Source organism: Candidatus Tumulicola sp. (assembly GCA_035601835.1).
In the GTDB taxonomy this organism is placed as follows: Bacteria; Vulcanimicrobiota; Vulcanimicrobiia; order Eremiobacterales; family Eremiobacteraceae; genus DATNNM01.
Genome location: DATNNM010000012.1, coordinates 153,949 through 174,798 on the forward strand (window position 1 = coordinate 153,949; position 20,850 = coordinate 174,798).

Genomic DNA, 20,850 nt, shown 5'->3' on the forward strand with positions numbered 1-20,850 from the left:
GGCGGTGCGCACCGCGTTCGTCCACGATTATCTGACACAGCTCGGCGGCGCCGAACGCGTGCTTGCCGAAATGCACCCGCTCTATCCCGATGCGCCGATCTACACGTCCTTGTGGGATCGCAAGGCCGTCGGCTCCGCCTTTGACGGCATCGACATCCGCACGACTTGGCTGCAACGCATACCCGGAGGCTCCCGAGCGTTTCGCGCGCTGTTGCCGCTGTATCCACGGGCATTCGAGTCACTCGACCTTCATGCGTACGATCTTGTCGTTTCTTCGACGACGTCATTCGCAAAAGGCGTTCTGACCCGCAGCGATGCCCTGCACGTGTCATACGTCAACACGCCGACGCGCTTCTTGTGGTATCCGGAGGAATATGCGAACGAGCTCACGCCCGCGCCGCTGCGGCCCCTGCTGCACGCCGTGCTGCCGGGCTTGCGGCGTTGGGATTACCTCGCTGCCCAACGTCCTACGCGCATGATCGCGAACTCCGCAAACGTGGCGGCGCGGATCCGAGCGTGCTACAATCGCGACTGCGATATCGTGCCGTGTCCGGTGGACGTCGACGGCTTCGCGCCGTCCGATGAGATCGACGACTACTATCTCGTGGTGGCGCGCCTTTTGCCGTACAAGCGCGTCGCGCTCGCGATCGAAGCGTGCAACGCGATCGGCGTGCGCCTCGTCGTCGTCGGCAGCGGACCTGACGAGTCGCGCCTGCGCCGCCTAGCAGGCCCGACCGTGCGCTTTGCGGGGCGCGTCGACGACGCGCAGCGGCGAGCGCTGTACGCCCGCGCCCGGGCGGTGCTCGTGCCCGGCGTCGAAGATTTCGGTCTCGTCGCGTTGGAAGCGGCGGCGTCCGGCCGCCCCGCGATCGCGTTCGCAGCCGGAGGGTCGCTCGAAACAATCGTGGAAGGCGAGACCGGATCGTTTTTCCACGAAGCGACGGCGGAAGCTCTCGCTGAAAAGCTGCGATCGTTTGATCCGAATGCTTTTGATCGCAGGCGCCTCGTCGCGCACGCCCAAGCGTATTCGCCGCAACGTTTCCGCGAACGCTTGCGGGAGCTCATCGAAGGGTATCTATAGTTGACCAAACGTTTCCCGCGGCTCGATCTCAACAAACTCCGCTTGACCGACCTCGCCAGGCGCCCATCGAAGGTGTCGCTGGAGTCGCTCGCGGTGCCGCCGCGCGCCGGCATGAGCTTCGACGACTTTTGGCGCGGCCTGCCCGACGTGCTCGCGGTCAGCGAGCTGCGCGAGCTGGTGGCGTACGTGGCGAAAGCGCACCGTGCGGGAAAGACGATCGCGCTGGGCATCGGCGGGCACGTCGTCAAGACCGGCCTGGGTCCGGTGCTGGTGGACCTCATGCGCTCCGGCATCGCGAGCGCAGTCGGCTGCAATGGCTCGGTATGCATCCATGACGTCGAGCTGGCGATCGCCGGCAAGACGTCAGAAGATGTGGACGCATCGCTGCGCGACGGTTCGTTTGGGATGTCGGGCGAGACCGCCGACTTCATTTTGAGAGCGATCGCGGACACAGGCCCGAAGGTCGGTCTCGGCCGCGCGCTCGGCGACGCGCTGCTCAAAGCGAATGCGCCCTACGCGCGCGACTCTATCTTGGCGCAAGGCGCGGCGCTCGATGTGCCGGTCACCGTCCACGTCGCGATCGGCACCGACATCATCCACATGCACCCGAAGGCCGACGGCGCCGCGTTAGGCGCTGCCTCGCTGTTGGATTTTCGTCTTTTCACCGAGGTGGTCGCGGCCGTCGCCGACGGCGGCGCGTACCTCAACCTCGGTTCGGCGGTGATGATGCCCGAGGTGTTCCTGAAGGCTTTGTCCATCGCGCGCAACCTCGGCGCGCGCGGTGATTTCGTGACGGCCGACTTCGACTTCATCCGGCATTACCGGACGCGTACCAACGTCGTGACGCGGCCGCATCTCGGCGGCTCGGGGCGCGGCTATATGTTCACCGGCCATCACGAGATCATGATCCCGCTGTTCGTCGCGGCATTGCGCAGCGCGCTCGCGTGAGACCGCAAAACGTTCCCGTCACGATGGCGGTCATCGCCATCTGCGTGATCGTGTTCGCCATCGATTACCTGCAGGGCGGCGCGCTCACGAACGCCGGGGCGGTCACGCCGGCTCTCGTCAAAGGCGGCGAGTGGTGGCTGCTGATCACCGGCGGGTTCTTGCACGCAAGCGTGCCGCACATCTTGTTCAATATGCTCGCGCTGTTCCAAGCAGGAACGTTCGTCGAGTTCGCGTACGGCAGCCCGCGTTACGCGCTCATCTATGTCGCCGGATTGATCGCGGGCAACCTCGCCGTGACGGTCCTCAGCCCGGCGCCGGCCATCGGCGCGTCGGGGGCGATCATGGGTGTTTTCGGTGCGATGGTGGTGCTCGGTTTCAAGCTGCCGGCCATGCGCGGCCCGCTCTTGCGCGCGGCCGGCTTTCCTATTCTCCTGACGCTGGCCAATGGTTTCATCAATCCGTACATATCGTGGCAGGCGCACGTGGGCGGTCTGCTCGGCGGCGCGCTCGTCGCGCAGGTCCTCACACCGGCTCGGGCGTCGCTCTTCCAACCCGCCGCGGTTGTTCCCGAAGACGAAGTGTAGCGCCGGGGCTTTAGCCCCGGGAAATCATCTTCTGAAAAATCTCCAACGTTTGATCGGCCGTGCGGCGCGACGTCATATGCGCGGCGCGCTGTTTGCCCGCTGCGCGCAAGGTTGCGGCTAGGCGCTCGTCGCTGAGCACTTCCGCGATGGCACGCGCCAGTGCCGACGAATCGCCGGCCCGGAAATAGAGAGCCGCGTCGCCGCCCGCTTCGGGCACGCTTGCCGCGTTCGAAGCGATCACCGGAGCGCCGAACGCCATGGCCTCGAGCACCGGCAAGCCGAAGCCCTCGTACGTCGATGGAAAAACGAATGCGGCGGCGCCCGCATACAAAGCCCCAAGCCGCTCATCGCCGACTTCGCCCTCGTACGTCACGCTGAAACTGCGCGCCTGAGCGTCAGGCGTCGCCCTGCCGGCGACGACGAGCCCGGTCGCGTGCCGCACATCATCCGGCAACTGCGCCATCGCTGAGAGCAGCGTCGCAAGGTCTTTGCGCGGCTCAGCTTCGCCGACGAACAGCGCGTAGCGCTTGAGTCCAGGAGGCGGGCTGGCCGGTGCCACCGCGCTCGCCAAGTCGACGTCGACTCCCAAGTGGACCACATCGATCTTGCCGGCATCGACTGACAACAACCTGATGATCTCAGATTTGGTGAATGCCGAATCGGCGACGATGCGGTCGGCGTTGGCAGCCGTCTGCAAAAACGGCGCCTGCTCGTTGCGGCGAATGCGCGGGTCGGCCGAAGGCGACGCGAAAGGCCAAACGTCGTGCACGGTCGCGACGCGGCGGCCCGGCGCGATCCACGTCATGCCGTTCCACGGATACCACACAAGGTCCAGACCGAGTCGCGCGGCGCTCGCGCGTCGCGCCACCGAAAAACCCTCGGCGCCGACCTCCTCGGTCAGGCGCGTGCGCAACAAACCGGGGAAAAGATGCGGAACCAGAAGCACGATGTCAACGCTCTCGCGCCGCCGCGTCAGCCAATCCCGCAGCAGGGCCCGCGCGTAGCGGCCGATGCCGCGTCGATCGTGCAGAACGTTGAGCGCGTCGACGCCGAGCCGCAGTGGTTTGCTCAGGCCGGCGGACCGTCAAGCGTGACGACCGTGACGCCCGAAAGATCGCGCGCCGCTTCGACAAGCCCTTCGCGTTGCGTCAAGACGATGATCTGTTGACCCTGAGCCGCAAGGGCTGCAAGGTGGCGTATAGCGCTACGCTGCCTCGTCTCGTCGGCGTGCGCGAGGGCGTCGTCGAGCAGCAGCGGCACTCGTTCGCCCGAGCCCAAGGCCTGCGCGATCGCGGCGCGCAGCGCCAAGTACAGCTGCTCGCGCGTTCCGCTCGACAGCAGGCTTGCTTCCACCCACGAGCTGCCTTCCGGCGGGCGCACGCGCACCGTGAAGTCATCGGGATCTACGCCCGCCTCCGAATATCGTCCGCCCGTGATCGCCGTCGCGGCAGCGCCGACTGCGGCGCCGAGCACCGGCGCAAAATCGCTGTGCACGGCGACCTTGGCGGCTTCTATCCCATCACGCGCCGTGGTCGCCGCGGACTTCGCCGCTTCCAAATAGGTCTCGCGGGCCTGGCTCAGGGCGACATGCTCTTCCAGCGCCGCGCCGCCGCCGGGGTAACGCCGCTCGAAATCGCGCAACTCGCCGTTGACTCCCTCGAGCTCCTTGTCGGCTTCGTGAGACTGCTCTTCCAGTTTTTGGAGTTCGGTCGAAAGCGCCGCAAGACTTGATGCCGCGAGATCAGGCGCGCTGCCATCGGCTCCCGCCGCGCCATCGAGCGCTGCCTGCAGCTCTGCCTCTCGGCGGCGCAAAGCATCGGGCGTGGATCCAGCCAAGGCGGTCACCAATTTGACTTGCGCGCCCCCCATATCTTGGGCGACCTGCACCGCGCCATCGCCTTTTTGCCGCAGGTCTCGGAATGCTTGAACCCGATCCTCCAAGGTGGCCCCGGAAACCCCGACGGCGTCAAGCATGCCCGCCAAGGCGCGCTCGCGCTCCTCGCGCACTTGGCGCGCGGTGACCGCTTGCTGGTCGAAGTGCGAGAAATCAGCAAAGCGCTTGTTCAGCGTTTCTGCACGAGCGCGAGCCTGCTCCGCTTGGTTCTGCGCCGCGGCGAGTTGCGCGCGGATGCGTTCGCGTTCGAGCTGCGCCATGCGCGCGGCGCGCACGGCGGTGATGTCGTCGCTGCCTACCGCGCGACACTCGGCGGCGTGAGCCTTGGCCCACTGGTCGGCCACTGCGCGCGCATCCTCTGAGGCGCGCTCGAGCAGTTCGGCACTCCCGGCTCCGCGGCGCGCAGCGACGGCCCACACCGCGAAGAGCGCGATGCCGGCGACGAGCCCGAAGCCGGCGCCATAGGCGACCATCGGTACGCGCATGAGCAGCCCAAGGATCAGTCCGAACATCGAAATGATGGTCACGATCAGCGCCGCCAGCGGCCCCTGGCTCGGGCGGTGGCGCGAGATGGCGTAGGCGGTCTCTTTGCGCCGCGCTTCGCTTTCCAGGCGATCGACGTCCTCGAATTGCCGCTCGAGGCGATCGAGCGTGTCCGCGTCGATTTCTGCCGATCCCGCGCGCGGAGCCAGCCGGGTCACCGCGGCGGTCAACTGCGCGGCCCGGCTATCCGCATCCTTGATCGCGGCCTCGCAGGCATCAAGGGCCTGGCGCGCCGCTTCCCGCTCGCTCTCCTTTTCACCGGCGGCTTTGACAGCGAGTTCCTCGCTCTCCCGCGCCGAGCGCCATCCGGCGATGGCGTCGTCGACATCGCGCGCGCGGGCGAGAAGGACGGGCGCCGGCGCGCCGCTGGACGCCCGGCCTGCCTCCACTCGCGTCAAGTCTTGCTGCGCCGCATCGACGCTTCGGAGCTGCGCGCGTACGCCGGCGAGCTCCGCCACATTCTTGGCGCGCGCCAACGCGGCGCGCCGCTCGGATAGCGTGACAAGATCGGCTTGGAGTTTGGAACGGCGTTCGATATTCGCTCGCGCGACTTCGGACGCCGCCTGGTACTCGTCGAGGGCCGCGCGCGCCGTTTGCAAGCGTGCGCGGGCACCGGTCAGGAGCGACTTGGTCGCGTTGGGCGCGCCGCCTATCGAGGTGAGGAATTGCTTGAGCGCCTCGATCGTCGCCGCGGCGCTCGAGTCTCCGGCCGCGCCGACGAGCGCGGCGATGCGCTCGGCGAGCAGCTTATGCGCTTTGCGCGCATCGTCGTCGGTCTTCTCGGCGAACTCGGCCGCCCGGATCACGGCCGCCGATTCGAAGGCGGCGAGCGACAGCTTGAAGAGCGAAGATCCCGGCGAGGTCTCGCGCGTGCCGGAGTATTCGCGCAACGGCCGTTTGGTCTGATGATCGCAGGTATTGGTGGGGACTTCGCTCTTCGCGAAGTCGCGCCACGTCTCCAACATGCGGCCGTCGTCCAGCGCGTAAATCAACGTCGCTTCGTGCGGTCCCCCCTTCCACGGCGCGAAGCGTTTGCGGTCGTCGTTGTAGCGCGCCGACGGGTACCCGAACAACAAGCGCACGATACATTCGACCAGCGTCGTCTTCCCGGATTCGTTCGGCCCCGCGATCACGGTCAGGCCGCGCCCGAAGAGGACGTTGAGCCCCGCCAGTCTACCGAATGCCTTGACTTGCAGCTCGACGAGCCTCATATTTGGAGCGGTTTCTCGGCGAACGCGAGCAACCCGTAATGCAGCGCGCGGTCGAGCTGCAGGCGCTCCGCATCGCTCGCCGCTTCGCGCCGTTTGAGCAGCGCGCGCACGAACTCAGCGCGGACGGTGTGACCCTCGCTCTGGATCGCGGCGAGGTCGAACGAGGCGAACGCTTCGACGATCTCCAGTCCCGGAAACGCGGGCGACAGCTCCTCGGCGAGTTCCGCCGAGGAGGCCTCAAGCGTCGGTGCCGCGGCGCCGACCAAGCGCACGCGGCAGAACACCTCGCCGGGTTTGTCCACCGCGGCGGCGATCTCCGAGCGCAGGACGGTTGAGACCGCCGCGCGATCGCTCATGCCCGTGAGATCGAAATCCAGCGTGACATAGCGGGTCCGATTGACGTCGATAAAATCGACGCCCACCCTGCGATTTTCGATCGTCACCAACGACGCGGTGTGACGGCCTGCCTGAGCGAACGTGTGCGGCTCCGGCGAACCCGGATACGCGTAACGCCCGCGGCTCAATTGCGAATGGAAGTGCCCGACCATGGCGTGGGCTGCGCCGGAGCGCTGCAGGTCGGCGTCGGTGAAGGGCGCGATGCACTCCTTGTCGGGCGGCATGTGCGCGCTGTCGGAGCCGTGGAAGAGCAGCAGGTGCATGCCGTCGCCTTCGCACGCGAAGCCCTTGAGGATGGGCTCGCGATCGAGCGCGTATTCGTGGCCGCAGCCCCACAACGTCAGACCGTCTGCGAGTTCGACGGCGCGCATGCGCCGCTCGGCGAAAATCGTGACGTTGTCCGGCACGTCCATGTAGCGGTAGAGCGAGGCCGGGGTGAAGGGATCGTGGTTGCCCGGGCTGACGAAGACTCTGAGGGGCGCGAGGTCCAGAAAGGAGCGGCGCAAATACGCGGCGCGGTCCAAGCCCGAGCGGCCGTCCTCGTAAAGATCGCCGGCGATGCACAGCGCGTCGACTTTGCGCTCGCGCGCCAGGGCAAGCGTTCGTTCGAACGCGTCCTGCAATTGCGCGCGGCGCCGATTCGCGAGACCCGCGTCAAGCCCGGCGAACGCCATATCGAGGTGGACGTCGGCGATGTGAAGGATGCGGTACGGCATCTAAAGGTCGCCGCCCATGCAGAGGACAAACGGACTCGCCGTGCAGATCGCCCTGAGCGTTCTCGGCGCGTTGGTGCTGGTCGCCCTTGCAAGCGACGCGTTCACCAACGCGGTCGAATGGATCGGAAAGATCTTCGGTCTCACGCGCAGCGCCGCCGGTGCGATCGTCGCGGCCATCGGCTCGTCTCTGCCCGAGACCATGGTGGCATTCGTAGCTCTCATCGTGCTGCGCGACCCCGCGAGCCAAGCGATCGGCATCGGCGCAGTTATCGGCGCCCCCTTCATGCTGGCGACGTTCGTGTTCTGCCTCATCGGCGTCATCGCCATCGCGCGGAGCCGCCAGCGCGGCGCGCTCCACGTCAGGCTCAACGTGACGACCTTCGGACTGCTGCTATTCGGTCTGACTTTTGCGCTCGTCATCGGCGCTTCCTTTGCACCCACTTTCGCGGTGCGCGTGTCGGCGTCGATCGCGGCGTTGGCGGCCTACGCGATCTACATCGCGTATCACATGCGCGTGCGCGGGCAAGAAAGCGACGAGCAGCCGCCGCGTTTGCGCTTCGCACCGCGCGCTGCAAGGCCGCCGCTGATCCTCGTCGCGCTGCAACTGCTCGTCGCGCTGACCCTCACCGCGCTCGCCTCGCGCTGGTTTGTCACATCGGTCGCCGCGGCCGCCGCAGACCTGCAGTTTTCGCCGCTGCTGGTTTCGCTGTTCTTGAGCCCGATCGCCACCGAGCTTCCCGAGGTCCTCAACGTCGCTATCTGGATGCGCCTGCGCAAGGACGACTTGGCGGTGGGCAATGTCATCGGCGCGATGATGTTCCAGACATCGACCGCATCGGCGATCGCCATGCTCGCAAGCCCGTGGCGGCTCGAGTTCGGCGCCTACGCTGCGGCAGCTGGGGCGGGGGCGGCGGTCGTGCTCGTGCTCGTATGGACGCTGGTGCGCAGACGCTTGGAGGCGCCGCCGTTCGCGCTCTGCGGCATCTTGTACGTCGCCTACATCGCGTTCATGCTGGGCAGGACCAACGGGATTTGGCACGCCGGACCTTAGGCTGATCCGATCCTAGTGCTTCACAAGCTCCGGAAACGCGAAGGCGAGCGCCAACGTGATGCCGTTGTTCATCGAGTGCGCGATGACGTTGGACCATAGGTTCCCGGTTCTGCGATAGACATACGCGAGCACCACGCCGATGGCGGCGAGCGGCAACGCATTCCACAGATCGCCGTGGCCTAAGCCGAAGATGACGCCGCTCAAGATCGCCGAGAGCGACAGCGGCAGACGCTGCAGGAACGCCGTGAACAGGAAGCCTCGAAAGAAGATCTCTTCCGCGATCGGGGCGATGACGGAGACTGCGAGCAGGTCGAGCGCAAACGACATCGCACCACGGTGGGAGGCGAGGATGACCGCGGTCACCTGCGGATGCTCGCCCAAGAGCCTGCTTTGTATCAGGCCCATCGCCTCACCCAGCACCAGGCATGCCAGCCCGCCAAGGACTCCGATGCCCACGGCGCCGAGCTGCGGCACCCGCAAGCCGAGCGCCCGCGGCGTGATATCTAATGCGAACTTGCCGACCAGCAATAGACAGCCGACGAGTCCCGCGTCGCTGACGAACTCGGTCCAGAAGATCACGGGAGCCGTGAGCAGCGCCTTGTAGAACGCGAGCTGCTCGGCCGGGCTCCCCAGGCGAACGTGGAAAAGCATCTTCGTGAGGTACGGGCTGTTCTTGATGACGAGCAGCGCGACGACGAATTGCCCGATGACGAACACGACCGCGCACAAGACGAAGATGCCGAACACCCGCCAGCCGCCCCAGTGCGCAGTGAAGGCCGGCGGTTCGCCGGCCGGGGGAATGATGATCGGCTCTTCGCTAAGGGTTACGTTTTCCAAGAGGTCCTAGATTTGGCGCGGGACGCGAAAGCCCTGCGCATGCAACGCGTTGGCAAGCTTGATGAAGTCGTCGAGCGCGAAACGCTCGCCGCGGATGTTCGCATCTTTTCCGATCGAGCGCACCGCGTTTTCGAGGTCGCCTCGTCCGAGCGGAGCGTTCGGGTCGACCTTTTGAGCTGCCAAGCTCGACAGCACGCTGTTGACGAGGGTCTTTCGACGCTGCGCAAACGCGGCGCGCGAAAGCCAAAGCACGAGCGCAGGATCTCGCACGCCTGCATCGCGATCGCGCTTGGGCGTGAGCCGCACGACCGACGACGCCACGGCGGGCGGCGGATAAAAACCACCCGCTCCGGCGTCGAAGAGGTGCTCGACCCGGCAGTGGTAGTTCACGAAGACGGTTAGGCTGCTGTAGTCCGATGTGCCCGGCGCGGCGCTCAAGCGGCGGCCATATTCGCGCTGCACCATCACCACGGCCGTCTCCCACACGTCCGAGCAGCCGACGATGCGCTCGAGCAGCGGCGTGGTGATGTAATAGGGCAGATTGCCGCACACCGCGCGCGGCGCTGCTTCGCGCGACAGGGCGCCGGCAAGGTCGAACTCCAACGCGTCCTCTTCGAAGACGCGCACCTTCGGCGCATCGGCGAAGCGCTCTCGCAAGATCGCCGCCAAGCCTCGATCGACCTCCAAGACGTCCACACCGCGCGCGCCGGCAAGGAGCGCGGCGGTCAATGCGCCCGTGCCGCCGCCGATCTCGACGACGTACGAGCCTGCCGGCAGCACGCCCGCGATACGCCCGGCAAAGCGCTGATCGATAAGGAAGTTCTGCCCGAGCCGTTTGCGCGGGCTCAAGCCTCGTTCGGCGAGCAGACGTTTTGGCGAAAAAAAAGAAGGGTCGCCGGTCATATACCGTCGCCCTTCGCCGGAAGCGCCTGGCCTACTGCTCTACGAGGTAGACCTTCACGGCGCGGCGTCCGAACACGATCGCATCCCTGACCGACTCCATGCAGAGGTCGATCCGGTTGCCGATGATCGCACCGCCCGTATCAGCCGCGATCGCCAGGCCGTAGCCCGGCACGAACACGTGCGATCCGAGCGGGATGACGCGCGGATCCACCGCGACAATCCCGTAACCCGCGGCGATGCCGGTCGCGGTGCGGCCCGTCGGGTACGCGGTAGCAGTCCAGGGCGTATACGCCGTGGCGACCATCGTGAAAACGCCTAGCAGCCTCCGGAACTTGGAGGAGGCGGCCAGTTGCTCGTAGGTCTGCGGGGCGCCCTCGATGACCAGCCCGGCTTTGGCCTTACGAAGCAAGGTGGCGTGAGCGACCTGGCGGTCGACGACGACCCGATCCCAGGTGGTCACCCGTTCGGTGACCACTTTGAGCCCCGGCACGCCCCTGCGCACGAGTTTCCGCTGGCCGGGAGCTAGGTTAGGGCTAAAGCGGACCTCGGAGGCAAGGTTGAACTTTTCGCGATGCGTGCGGAACTGGCTCAAGATGCGCACCGGTCTGACCATCGTGGTGGTGCCGTGCAGATCATCGAATTTGGGTTTGGTGAGCAGGTCTTGCGCGGTCGCAACGGAGGCGCGCAGCCGTGCTTCCGCTTCGATCGGTTGATCGGTTAACGTCATCGTGACCGAATATGCCAATGCGCCGTCGTTGCGTGGCGACATCCAGTGCGAGTGAAGCGGAACAGAAGCTGCGGAGCTCGTCGCTGAATAGGCGACGATGAGTAAAGTGACAAACGCGATTCGAATTTCAGGGTAGCGCGTCAATAGAAGGTCCTCATATGGGGCCAACGGTCAGATCGTATACGTCCGAAGCCGGTGGTTGAAGTAGGGCCTTCAGCGACGAGCGATGTTCGAGATGCCGGAGTGAAGGCTTGTATCGCGCCAAAATGGCGGGGGCGACAAACTGCCCTTGCAACACGCGAATTATATCACGGCAAATGCCCGTGTCACAAGGGATTCCCGCTGTGCGGACCCAACGGTCCCGCTGAAGGATTCGTGGTTCAGTCACAGGAACGCGAGCGCCCGCATCGTTCCGGAGTACGAGAAGCTCAAGCTAATCATGAAAATCGGCATCTTCACCGAAGTGTACCGCCCGATCGTCAACGGCGTGGTCACCTCCGTCGAATCGCTCGGCGAAGAGCTGCGTGCGCTCGGTCACGAGGCCTATACTTTCGCGCCGCGCATTCCGAATGGCGCGGAGACGACAGGCCGCGTCTTTTTCATGCCGTCGTTGCCGCTGCCCGCGCGCACGGAATATCGATTGACGTTACCGCTGGTCGCGCGGCGCAACAAGATCCGTTTTCTGAGCCAGTGCGATGTCATTCACAGTCATTCGCTTTTCATCACGGGATGGATGGCCTCGTATTATGCGCGACGTCGCTTTCGCGTGCCGCTGGTTTTCACGTATCACACATTGTTGGAAAGCTACGCGCACTACTCGCCGCTCGGGCGGCGGCTCACCGCGCAACTAACCCGAGAGCTGACCCGGACTTATGCTAACGCCGCCGATGCCGTCATCGTGCCCACCCGGGCGGTGGCGGCCCAACTCCGGGAACGAGGCGTAGTGGCCCCGATTTCCGTGATTCCCACGGGGATCAACATCGAGTTGTTCCGCGGTGCGGGAGCGGTCGAGGCAAAGTCCGTTCGGCAGCGCTTCGGCATCCCGGTGGACGCGCCGCTGGTGCTGTTGGTCTCGCGCATGGCCCAGGAGAAGAACATCCCCTTCGCGCTGTCGGCCTTCGCGCGCTTGCGGCAGGCGCTCCCAGAGGCGCGCCTGCTGCTCGTTGGCTCAGGCCCGTTGGCGGAAGCCCTGAAGGCCCAAACGCGCACGGACGGACTTGCGGGATCGGTCATTTTCGCGGGCAGCGTACCCAACGCGGAGCTGCCTGGATTCTACGCTGCAGCCGACGCGTTTGCGTTCCCCTCGATCACCGAGACCCAGGGGCTGGTCCTCGCCGAAGCCTTTGCAGCCGGCGTGCCCGTGATCGCCGTGGACACGCCGCAAACGCGCGATGTCTTTGGGGCGAATATCGCTGGAGAGTTGGTCGAAGATCCCGAGGCGATGGCCAACGGGCTGCTCGGCCTGCTGACGGATCCGGAGAAAAGGGCCGTGGCCTCCGCCCACGCGCTGACCGCTGCTGCCGCATTCGATGCTAAAGCAAACGCCGGGCGAGTGGTCGCCGTGTACGAGGCGGTCATGGCGAACAAAGCGGGAACGGCCGAAATGGCCGACTTCGAGGCCCTTTTCGACCCCATAGACGCCGCCGTCCCGAAAGACAAACCAGCCGAGATGTAATGTGGTATGCCGGACTTTACGTCCGGCTTTGGGTTTGACAATCGAACACTCGTTCGATTAAAATTGAACCACGATGATGGCCCCAACGCTCCTCCCCCAAATGACCCCCCAAACGGGCCGCAGATCGGCCCCCGCCGGCGCGCGCAGCGACTGCCAAGCCTACATCGCCGTGGTCCGTTGCGGAGCGGGCCGCGGCATAGCCGCGGTGGCGCTGCTCGACCGCGCGGGGGACGGCACGGGAGAGCACTTCATCCCCTTCTCCGTGAGAGAGCAGCCGTCGCAACAAGGAAGAGACTACATCTACGCTGGTTTGATCGCTGCGCTGGATCGGCTGCGAAGTCTTGGCATCCGCCGGTTAGCGGTTCACGTCGACGACGCGCAACTGGTCGCGGAACTCGAACAAAAAACGCAGCCGCACCGTGAGCTCACGCTAGCGTACATCCTGCTCGGCTGCAAACTCAACGAGTTCGCAAGCGCAAAGGTCGTGCTGGAAAGACCGGAACGGCTCGCGGCGCTGCGCGCCAAGACGGACAGCCTCGCCGCCCCCCTCGCGATGTAAACCTTATTAGATGTAGCGTTCCGAGCGAAGCTCGGATTTGTAGTGCCGGGGCTTTAGCCCCGGTTTTTTCTTAGTCTTCCACGACCACGAGCGGCTCGGGTTCCTTGAGCGGCGCCGCGATCAATCCGCTCGTCTCCACCACGACCTGCGGGTGCGCGAAGCGATTCCACAACACGCGGATGATGCCGGCCAGCGGCACTGACACGAACATCCCGAGGATGCCGCCGACTTCGGCGCCGATGAGGATCGCGACGATCACCATCAGCGGCGGCAGGCCGACCCGTTGCCCAACGATGAACGGCGCGATGAAGTGGCCCTCGAGTTCGTACATCGCGAAAAACGCGAGCGCGACGAGCACGCCCCAAACGGCACCGTGCTCGAAGATGGCTAGTATCACAGCGGGAATCGCTCCCGCGATGGCGCCCACGTACGGAATGACGTCCATGACGCCGACGAACACGCCGATGAGCAAGGCGTACTTGATATGGAAGGCGAGCAAGATGACGGTCGCGAGCGTTGCCACGACGGCCGCCACGATGACTTGGCCTCGAATGAAACCCCCGAGCACTGCATCGATGTCATGCAGCACGCCCAGGATATGCTCGCGATAGCGTGCCGGAAATAGCGCGATCGTGCCATCCCGCAGCCGATCGAGATCCAACAAGATGTAGAACGCCAGAATGGGCACGATGATCAGGCCGGTGATGACCGACACGACGTTGAGCGCGATGCGCAGCGCTTGTCCCGCCGCGGTGCCGGCATAGGCTTGCAAGTCCGACACGAGTTGATCGAATAGGTTGGCAATGGTCTGGCGCGTCTCTTCAGGCGCGGCAGAGAGCAGACTATTGTTGGCGCTCACGATGCCGTCACGCAGTTGGCTGACGAGGGTAGGAAAGTCGTGAATGAACGTGCGCCCTTGCACGGTGACCCTCGGGCCGGCGAAGGCGCCGACGCCCGTCAACAGCAGCGCGAGCAGAAGGTAGACCGTCGTGATGGCGAGCCAGCGCGGCCAACGCCGCCGCTCAAGCCAAGCGATGACCGGATAGATGAGGTAGGCGAAGAAGCCCGCCCCGATCAGCACTATCGCGACGAGCAGGATCTTGCTGACGACCATCCATACGACCGCTGCGAGCGCGATGATGGCCAGGACGAGCAGAACGAACCGCAGTGCGCGCGTCAGCCGGTCGTTGGGTTCGAACATAGACGGGGCCGGTTCGCCCAATGTGGTATGCCGGACCTTGGTCCGGCATCCGAGCAAAAAAGAAGGGCGGCATCGCTGCCGCCCGTGCATGTTGGTCCATAGGGCGGGTTATTCTACGATCGTGAAATATGCGCTCACGGAGAAGTTGCTGGTGCCGTTGATGCCGTTGGTGAGGGTCGGCGCTGCCGCTGTATTGTTGGGCTGCCCGTCCTCGATCCACGGAAAATCCGCGCCCATGCAAAACGCGTGGTTCGTGCCTGCGGCAATCGTGTTTGCCCCCCACGAGCTGCTGACGTCTGGAACAACGCCTGTGCTGCCGCTGGCCAATACCACAGCCCTCACGGTCGTTTGATTCGACGTGCCGACCGTCACGATCACAACCCGTTCCGTAACGCCGGCCGGCGGTGCGGCAGGCGTCAGCGTGAACGTGCCGCCCCCCAAACCGTCGCTGACAAAAGCCAGGCCCGTGCATGGATTCGCGAGGATGCCAGCAAGCGCCGGTAAGGTGGCGCTGGCGCTGTACGGGATCGTGCCACCGTTCACCGACACGCTGGTGGCTAGGGTATACGTCCCTCCGGCGATCGGGATTGCACCGAACGTCGCCCGCGGACTTGACTGGTAGATGTACCCCGTGGGCACGCACGAGTTGGGGGCGGCAGGACAGCCTCCGATCGGATTGAACGCCGGCGCAACTCCGTAGATGCCATTGTTCCCCGCCGCCTGGCCGTATTCGAAAAGGCTACCAACGGTTGAGACTGCCGTACTAGGCAGCGTTAGAGTGGCCGTCCCCGGCACCAAATACGCCGAGTTTCCGAATTGATTCCTAAAGGTTGAAACTGCGTTGACGAACGCGAGAGGACCCGCTGTGCTTAAATGGTTTATCCGGCTCGCAAGAATCGCGGGATTGCCGTAATCGGCCACCGTCCCCACGGAGAGTTGGAGAGTCGCGTTGGTGCTGAATATGGTGGGAGCGATGCTGTTATTTGTCGTGCAACCCGCGACGCCTACCAGGCAAAGCAGTCCAACGAGTCCTGCCTTGAGTCTGTGCATTTCGAGATTATCCTTTCTTAGCTCTTGATCTGGGCCGACAATCCCGGGGCGGCGGCTGGTTTGACCGGCCGCCGCCCCAGTCATGGCTCGTCTACGTCTTCTTTAGAACTTGCTGCTGACGAAGAACGTAAACAGGCGCGCCGGCCCGGTTGCTTCGTTCTCGAACGGAAGCGGGCTGCGCGGGAATTGTAGCGGTTGCTGTAGCGGGTTCACGGCGTTGGTGCCGGAGGTGCCGCTGAAGCCGCCAAGACCATTGTTGCGATAGCGCGAGTTGCCCGCCACCACGCCATTGGTGTAGTTGCCGAGGAGGTTGGAGCCACGCACGCCGACCGTCATCTTGTTGGGCCCATTGCCGACTTCGTGAGCAAGCGTCAGGTTGACGAACAGGCGCTGCGGTCCGCGCAGCGTGCCGGGATCGTCTCCGTCAGGCGTGCCACGACTGCCGGTGATGTTCGGGTGCAAGATGGTGCCCGGGTTCGCCGGGTCGGTGAAGTAGTAGGCGCTGGTGTTGGAGTTTTGACCAAGCGACGTGGACGCGAGATCCGTGTTCAGCACCTCGACGGGAACGAGCGACGTCGGAACGCCGGTGCACCCGGCTACGTCGCTGCAGTTCGCGAAGACGAACGTCTTCTTGCCCACGCCGTAGCGATAGCCCGACTCATACGGGAGTTCCAGCGTCGCGTACATGCCCCGGCGATCGTAGTACGTAAGGCCGCCGGTCGCCGTGATCGGCGCCAGATACGAGACGTGGAAGAAGTGATGCAGCGCGAGCGCCGCATTGTTCACCGACGGGAAGAAGTCGCTGTTGTAGTTGGCGAGCGTGTTGTCGTACGTGGCGTTGAGGAAGCCCGAGAAACCGTACGGCACGTTCTTGATGAGCGAGAACTCCACGCCGAAGTTGCGGTTCTCACCGGCGTTCTCTTCGCGCGGCGCGCCGAAGATCGGCGTGCCGTCGAGCAGCGTGCCGACGACCGGCGTGTTCGCGACCACATAGTCGGTTCCACGACGGTAGTACGGCGTGATTCTCATTTCCAGGCCTCCGCCGAAATCGTGCTCAACCGAGAAATCGGCGTTGAACGCACGCTGTGGTTTCACCGGTGTGTATTGGGCGAAGTTGTTGGCGTTGAGATCGACGATGATCTGACGGCCGAGGTTGCCGATGCTGTTGGTCGTGCCGAAGCCGGGCAGCGGCAGGTAGCAGCCGCTCGCTATCGTGCACGCGAACGCAGCCGGATCGATCTGGTACTTGTTCTCGATGTTGGCTTCCGGCGTGAATTCGATGTTCGTGCCGGCAGAAGCGCGGAACACGTTTCTGGCGTTCAGTTGGTACGTAATCGCGAGCCGCGGACTGACCTGCGACGGCCGCGTGACGTCGTTGCCGATGGGCAAGCCCGGAATCTCGACCACGTTACCGGAGTTATCGACCACGTAGCCCGTCGACTGCGCAGCCGCGTCCTTCGGGATCTCCAGAATCTCTTGATCCCAGCGCACGCCCGCGACGATCGTGAACTTGTCGCTCGGGGTCCAGCGGTCGCGGAGGTAGAGGTCGCTGCGATGCACCGGGTCGTTGACCATTGCTACCGTCGTCGGGAACACCGAGAGCGGGGCATTGGGGCCGCCGGTCGGCAAACCAGCGCCGACCAAGTTATTTAGGGCGGCATTGAAAGGACCGATGTAGCATTGCCCAGTCAGAAGTCCGGGCGCGAGGGCTATCGCCGTCGTTCCCTGCGGTACTCCGAAGAGGGCCGACAAGACGCAGCCCCTCACCAGAAGCGGCTCGACTACCGGCGCGAACGAGATGTTGCCGAACACCGAATGCGTCGTCGAGTATATCGTCTCGGCGCCGAGCGCCAATTCGTGGTGGCTCGACAGTTGCGTCTGGAAGTCGGCGCCGATGCCGAGGTTGTTGGCCTCGACCTGCTGGACGAAGTCGCCGAACGCGCCGCCGTCCCACGGCAGCAAGAAGTGGTCGTAGATGTTGGTCCGGAACAAGCGCAGTTGACCGAAGCTCGACGAGTTGAACTGCCGCTTGTAGGCGATCTTCTGGATGAAATGCTGGTTGTTCTCGTTGTCAGGCCAGCCGATGTTCTCAATGTTCTGGAACCCTCCCCCGACACCACCAGTGGGCTGGACCACTGACGTTTGGCCCGGGAAGTTCGGCAAGAAAGCCCCGCTGCCGAGCGGCGCGTTCACGCCGAGGACGCCCGCGCTGATCAGGAAGTCCAGGTTGATTTGGACTGCCGTATTGTTAGATGCATACGGGAGACAAGCCGGCCGGGTGCCGCCCGCCAGCGGTCCAGGGGTGTACCACGGCACAAGCGGTGACTGGCAAATCGCGGTCGCCGTGCCGCCGTATTGCAGTTCGTTGTAGTTCTCGTCGAACAGATTGGCACCGTTCTCACCGAGGTATTGGATCTCGTTGCGGTTGTCTTTGCCCCAACGATAGAAGAGGTTGAGGACGTTTTCGTTGCCAGCCGCATCGCCCACGCCGCCGACCGTACGCGGCAAAAACGTGCGGGTATCGCCCGCCACGCGGTATTGGCGCAGGCCGCTGAAAGCGTAGTAGTAGCTGAAGCGCTGATCGGCAGACCCGTTGCCGTATTCAAACGCAAAGCGGTGATCGAAGTTCGGCGCGTTGACAAGCGCCGTGGTCAAGCCCGAGCCGGGGTACGCGCCGCGCCGGATCACTTCGTTCACCACACCGGAGTTGGTGTTGCCCGCGCTCACGTCGTAACCGCCGGTCGACACGACAAGGCGCGATACGCCCGCCAGCGACAGGCTGTTGATGAACTGGCCGGTTACCGGCTCGGTGGCGTCGATGCCCTCGAGCTGATAGCCCTCATCATTCTCGGCGCCGCCGCGGATAATCGGGTACCCGGCGTTGTCGGTGGTGATGCCGGGAAGGGAGTTGAGCACCGCCGTTTCCGAGATGTTCTGCGGAGTACCGGTGATGTTCATGATGTTCTGCGGCGTGACCGTGTATTTGTCCGCGGTGTCCGACGGCTGCACAAGAGAGGTTTGGCCGCGGACCGTGACCTTGCCGATCGTGGTCAATTGGGTTTGGAGTCTGGCGTTGACCGTGACCGTCTGATCTTGCGTGACCGTGACGCCGGGGATCGGCTGCGTGACGTATCCGGATTTGGAGAACGTCAGCACATACGTATCCGGTGCCAAACCCGCCATCGCGTAGAAGCCGTTGGACCCGGTCGTTGCTTTGGCCGTGGACGACGGCGACACCGCGGTGACGCTGACATCTGCGACTGGCTGACCGCTGGTATTGGTGACCGTGCCTGAGAGACCGCCGAGGTTTGTGCTGGCCAGAGTCCCTGTTGCCTGACCAAAAACGAAGGCGAACACAAAAGCTGCCACCGAAAGCGCCCTGATGAGCGACTTGGGCATGCGATAATCCTCCTGCACCCGGTTCTTATTGGTGTTGGCGCCCGGGCGCTCAGCGCGCGAGTCGAAACTTCAGACCGAAAACAGCGAGCGCAGACCGAGGTAATGCGCCCCAGTGCTGGAGTTCGACAGGATGAGGGTTCTTTTAGGGGAGGGTCATTCCTGCGAGGGCACGATGGGGGTGGGGTCAGGGAGCATCGTCAAAAGCGATGCTTCCCAAAGGGGGCGGTGATGAGCCGGAAACGGGCAGAGGGACGAATCTGGGACATTCAGTTTGCCCACAGGAGATGGCAACGGTGACCTGCCCGCCGGAGCCGTTTGCGTATGTGTACGTTCCGCTTGAAAGCGTTGCGAAATCGCTTGCGAGGGCAAGCCAATCCAACTCTTCGCCAGGTCCTATCCATTGCGCTACACCCGCCACTGAGCCAAAATGAATAGTACTTGCGCCCCCATCCGGAAGCTGAACTCCCGGATCGGCGAAATGCCAGGGCCCATGCGGCGGATGAATAAGCGATCCGTGTATTATGTTGATGACGAACGGGATGGTCCGCACGCCGACCGGCGGCGGCGGCAGCGGCTGAGCGGGTACGAGTACCGCCAACGACGTCGGCGCGATGCGCGGCGCAAGGTGCAGCGTGATACTGCGACCGGGTGCACCGCCGATAGCTTGGCTTCGCAGCGACACCGACACGATGTCGTTGCCCCCGATCACATCCTGCGCGCCGTACATGACAGAAACCCGTGAAACGCTCCCGCCGCCGACCACGTCCGCGAGACCGCTGGTCGTAGTGCGCTGAGCGGCAAGAGCGGCAATGCCTGAGGCCACGACGTCGGCGTGAACGATGGCCGGCACGCCCGCGGCGCGCGAATACTCGTAACGCGTTACCGTTCCGGCGTGGCTGTCGAAACAGTAGGCGACGTAGGCGTCACCGCCCGCGGAGAGCCGGCGGTAGAAATCGATTTCGTGCGCCCCACCACTCTCGGCGTCGTTCGATCCGCCGAGCACGTCCACACTCGGTAGGAATACGGCCGTCGAACTGCGCGCTTCTTCCGATAAGCGCGCGGTCAACTCGGAAAACGAACGCACACCGGCAGCACGACCGGCGTCTACCGACTCCATGCGGACGGCATGCGCGATCGCGTCGCCCACGGCGAAGATAAGGACGAGCAAAACCATCATCGCGACGAGGACTTCGACCAGCGTGTAGCCGCGAGAGGACAACCAGCGCATGTTCTCCCATCATCACGCAACGATGGCACCCGGTCAAGCCCCAAACAAACGTGCCCGGAAGACGACCGCAGCTCTTTTCAAAGGCCACACTATAGATGTAGCGCGGCGACTCATCGGAGCGACGCTCGAGCGCCGCATTCCGCGCGGCGAGCCCGATGCGGGCACCCTGGTGCGCGGTCGAATCGTGGAGACCGAAGCGTATCTGCCGCTGGTCGACCCCTCATGCCACGCCTACCGCGGTCGCACCAAACGCAACGCGGTCATGTTCGGCGATCCGGGCCGCGCCTATGTCTACTTCATATATGGTAGCCACTATTGCCTCAACGTGACCACGGAACGCCCGGGCACCGGCGCCGCGGTCCTCATCCGCGCGGTAGAACCGATTGCCGGCGTTGCGGCAATGCGCCGCCGCCGCCTCGCGGGCGTGCCAGACCATAGACTTGCAAGCGGCCCCGGCAATCTGTGCCGCGCTTTTTCCATCGATCGGCGCTGCGACGGCAAGGACCTGCGCTCCGGAGAGATGCGTATCATCGCTGCATCGAAGCAACGCCCAATCGTCAAAGCGGCCAAGCGCGTTGGTCTATCGGTCGCACAGGACTGGCCGCTGCGCTTCTACGATGCAGGCAGCCGTAGCGTATCCAAAACACCCGCTCCGTAACCCCTTCATCATTGACGTTCGCAAGCGCCTATGCTATAGTTTGTAAACGTGAGCGCCGTGCGAAACTGAAGTAGGCGCGGCTTATCGCGTTCCATACATCCCACTCAACGTAACACCCGCACCGTCGAAAAGACGTTACTGTATTTCGTCATGATACCAAGCAATGGTAGTTCGTAAAAACGCGTCGCC

The 20,850-nt window shown here is 64.4% G+C and carries 17 protein-coding genes; 7 read left to right on the forward strand and 10 right to left on the reverse strand.

Going from position 1 to position 20,850, the window contains the following annotated elements; all coding sequences use genetic code 11:
- Positions 1 to 4: 4 nt before the first annotated feature.
- From VN934_08460 to VN934_08470, 3 genes are read left to right on the forward strand one after another with little or no spacing between them, the layout of a single operon-like run.
- Positions 5 to 1,081, forward strand: a complete 1,077-nt coding sequence (locus VN934_08460) for a glycosyltransferase (GenBank protein HXM18835.1) — start codon at positions 5 to 7, stop codon at positions 1,079 to 1,081.
- Positions 1,082 to 2,029, forward strand: a complete 948-nt coding sequence (locus tag VN934_08465) for a hypothetical protein (protein ID HXM18836.1) — start codon at positions 1,082 to 1,084, stop codon at positions 2,027 to 2,029.
- Positions 2,026 to 2,613, forward strand: a complete 588-nt coding sequence (locus VN934_08470) for a rhomboid family intramembrane serine protease (GenBank protein ID HXM18837.1) — start codon at positions 2,026 to 2,028, stop codon at positions 2,611 to 2,613. The genes VN934_08465 and VN934_08470 overlap by 4 nt, the downstream gene beginning before the upstream one ends.
- A 10-nt stretch (positions 2,614 to 2,623) precedes the next feature.
- Here the strand turns inward: VN934_08470 and VN934_08475 are convergent, their stop codons facing one another.
- The 3 genes from VN934_08475 to VN934_08485 form a co-directional block, all read right to left on the reverse strand.
- Positions 2,624 to 3,559: a glycosyltransferase family 1 protein gene (locus VN934_08475; GenBank protein HXM18838.1), complete on the reverse strand. Its 936-nt coding sequence runs from the start codon at positions 3,557 to 3,559 to the stop codon at positions 2,624 to 2,626.
- Positions 3,560 to 3,681: 122 nt separating this feature from the next.
- Positions 3,682 to 6,261 (reverse strand): AAA family ATPase, encoded by a 2,580-nt coding sequence (locus VN934_08480; protein HXM18839.1) that lies wholly within the window; start codon positions 6,259 to 6,261, stop codon positions 3,682 to 3,684.
- Positions 6,258 to 7,373, reverse strand: a complete 1,116-nt coding sequence (locus VN934_08485) for a DNA repair exonuclease (GenBank protein HXM18840.1) — start codon at positions 7,371 to 7,373, stop codon at positions 6,258 to 6,260. The genes VN934_08480 and VN934_08485 overlap by 4 nt, the downstream gene beginning before the upstream one ends.
- Before the next feature lie 16 nt (positions 7,374 to 7,389).
- Here VN934_08485 and VN934_08490 point away from each other — a divergent pair, with 16 nt between their 5' ends.
- Positions 7,390 to 8,424 carry a hypothetical protein gene (locus tag VN934_08490; protein ID HXM18841.1) on the forward strand — a complete coding sequence of 345 codons (1,035 nt, stop codon included), beginning with the start codon at positions 7,390 to 7,392 and terminating at the stop codon, positions 8,422 to 8,424.
- A gap of 12 nt (positions 8,425 to 8,436) precedes the next feature.
- Here VN934_08490 and VN934_08495 read toward each other — a convergent pair whose 3' ends face one another.
- Genes VN934_08495 through VN934_08505 form a run of 3 tightly spaced genes read right to left on the reverse strand, consistent with a single transcriptional unit; the run spans position 8,437 to position 10,933 of the window.
- Complete coding sequence (locus VN934_08495) at positions 8,437 to 9,261, reverse strand: CPBP family intramembrane glutamic endopeptidase (GenBank protein ID HXM18842.1); 825 nt, start codon at positions 9,259 to 9,261, stop codon at positions 8,437 to 8,439.
- Positions 9,262 to 9,267: 6 nt separating this feature from the next.
- On the reverse strand, positions 9,268 to 10,164 hold the full coding sequence (rsmA, locus tag VN934_08500) for a 16S rRNA (adenine(1518)-N(6)/adenine(1519)-N(6))-dimethyltransferase RsmA (GenBank protein HXM18843.1): 897 nt from the start codon (positions 10,162 to 10,164) through the stop codon (positions 9,268 to 9,270).
- Positions 10,165 to 10,195: 31 nt separating this feature from the next.
- Positions 10,196 to 10,933 (reverse strand): 3D domain-containing protein, encoded by a 738-nt coding sequence (locus VN934_08505; protein HXM18844.1) that lies wholly within the window; start codon positions 10,931 to 10,933, stop codon positions 10,196 to 10,198.
- Positions 10,934 to 11,330: 397 nt separating this feature from the next.
- On the opposite strand from VN934_08505, the gene VN934_08510 reads away from it, so the two are divergent.
- Both VN934_08510 and VN934_08515 read left to right on the forward strand, forming a co-directional pair.
- Positions 11,331 to 12,566, forward strand: a complete 1,236-nt coding sequence (locus VN934_08510) for a glycosyltransferase (protein ID HXM18845.1) — start codon at positions 11,331 to 11,333, stop codon at positions 12,564 to 12,566.
- 100 nt (positions 12,567 to 12,666) lie between these two features.
- Positions 12,667 to 13,125 carry a reverse transcriptase-like protein gene (locus VN934_08515; protein ID HXM18846.1) on the forward strand — a complete coding sequence of 153 codons (459 nt, stop codon included), beginning with the start codon at positions 12,667 to 12,669 and terminating at the stop codon, positions 13,123 to 13,125.
- 70 nt (positions 13,126 to 13,195) lie between these two features.
- On the opposite strand, the gene VN934_08520 is transcribed toward VN934_08515, so the two are convergent.
- The 4 genes from VN934_08520 to VN934_08535 all read right to left on the reverse strand — a co-directional run bounded on the left by VN934_08520 (position 13,196) and on the right by VN934_08535 (position 20,003).
- A complete protein-coding gene (locus tag VN934_08520) occupies positions 13,196 to 14,326 on the reverse strand; it encodes an AI-2E family transporter (protein HXM18847.1) in 1,131 nt (376 codons plus the stop codon).
- Positions 14,327 to 14,434: 108 nt separating this feature from the next.
- Positions 14,435 to 15,376 carry a hypothetical protein gene (locus VN934_08525; GenBank protein HXM18848.1) on the reverse strand — a complete coding sequence of 314 codons (942 nt, stop codon included), beginning with the start codon at positions 15,374 to 15,376 and terminating at the stop codon, positions 14,435 to 14,437.
- Positions 15,377 to 15,478: 102 nt separating this feature from the next.
- Positions 15,479 to 18,775 carry a TonB-dependent receptor gene (locus tag VN934_08530; protein HXM18849.1) on the reverse strand — a complete coding sequence of 1,099 codons (3,297 nt, stop codon included), beginning with the start codon at positions 18,773 to 18,775 and terminating at the stop codon, positions 15,479 to 15,481.
- Between the two features lie 184 nt (positions 18,776 to 18,959).
- Positions 18,960 to 20,003, reverse strand: coding sequence for a prepilin-type N-terminal cleavage/methylation domain-containing protein (locus VN934_08535; GenBank protein ID HXM18850.1), 1,044 nt, complete (start codon positions 20,001 to 20,003; stop codon positions 18,960 to 18,962).
- Between VN934_08535 and VN934_08540 the strand changes: the two genes are divergently transcribed.
- The gene (locus VN934_08540; GenBank protein ID HXM18851.1) at positions 20,002 to 20,661 is read left to right on the forward strand and encodes a DNA-3-methyladenine glycosylase; all 660 of its coding nucleotides are present in this window, start codon (positions 20,002 to 20,004) and stop codon (positions 20,659 to 20,661) included. The genes VN934_08535 and VN934_08540 overlap by 2 nt on opposite strands.
- Positions 20,662 to 20,850 lie beyond the last annotated feature (189 nt).

Coding starts and splice junctions, on each gene's coding strand:
- VN934_08535 (HXM18850.1), bottom strand. CDS start 20,003: ATGCGCTGGTTGTCCTCTCGCGGCTACACGCTGGTCGAAGTCCTCGTC.
- VN934_08505 (HXM18844.1), bottom strand. CDS start 10,933: ATGTCGCCACGCAACGACGGCGCATTGGCATATTCGGTCACGATGACG.
- VN934_08490 (HXM18841.1), top strand. CDS start 7,390: ATGCAGAGGACAAACGGACTCGCCGTGCAGATCGCCCTGAGCGTTCTC.
- rsmA (HXM18843.1), bottom strand. CDS start 10,164: ATGACCGGCGACCCTTCTTTTTTTTCGCCAAAACGTCTGCTCGCCGAA.
- VN934_08510 (HXM18845.1), top strand. CDS start 11,331: ATGAAAATCGGCATCTTCACCGAAGTGTACCGCCCGATCGTCAACGGC.
- VN934_08540 (HXM18851.1), top strand. CDS start 20,002: ATGTTCTCCCATCATCACGCAACGATGGCACCCGGTCAAGCCCCAAAC.
- VN934_08530 (HXM18849.1), bottom strand. CDS start 18,775: ATGCCCAAGTCGCTCATCAGGGCGCTTTCGGTGGCAGCTTTTGTGTTC.
- VN934_08485 (HXM18840.1), bottom strand. CDS start 7,373: ATGCCGTACCGCATCCTTCACATCGCCGACGTCCACCTCGATATGGCG.
- VN934_08520 (HXM18847.1), bottom strand. CDS start 14,326: ATGTTCGAACCCAACGACCGGCTGACGCGCGCACTGCGGTTCGTTCTG.
- VN934_08480 (HXM18839.1), bottom strand. CDS start 6,261: ATGAGGCTCGTCGAGCTGCAAGTCAAGGCATTCGGTAGACTGGCGGGG.
- VN934_08515 (HXM18846.1), top strand. CDS start 12,667: ATGACCCCCCAAACGGGCCGCAGATCGGCCCCCGCCGGCGCGCGCAGC.
- VN934_08525 (HXM18848.1), bottom strand. CDS start 15,376: ATGCACAGACTCAAGGCAGGACTCGTTGGACTGCTTTGCCTGGTAGGC.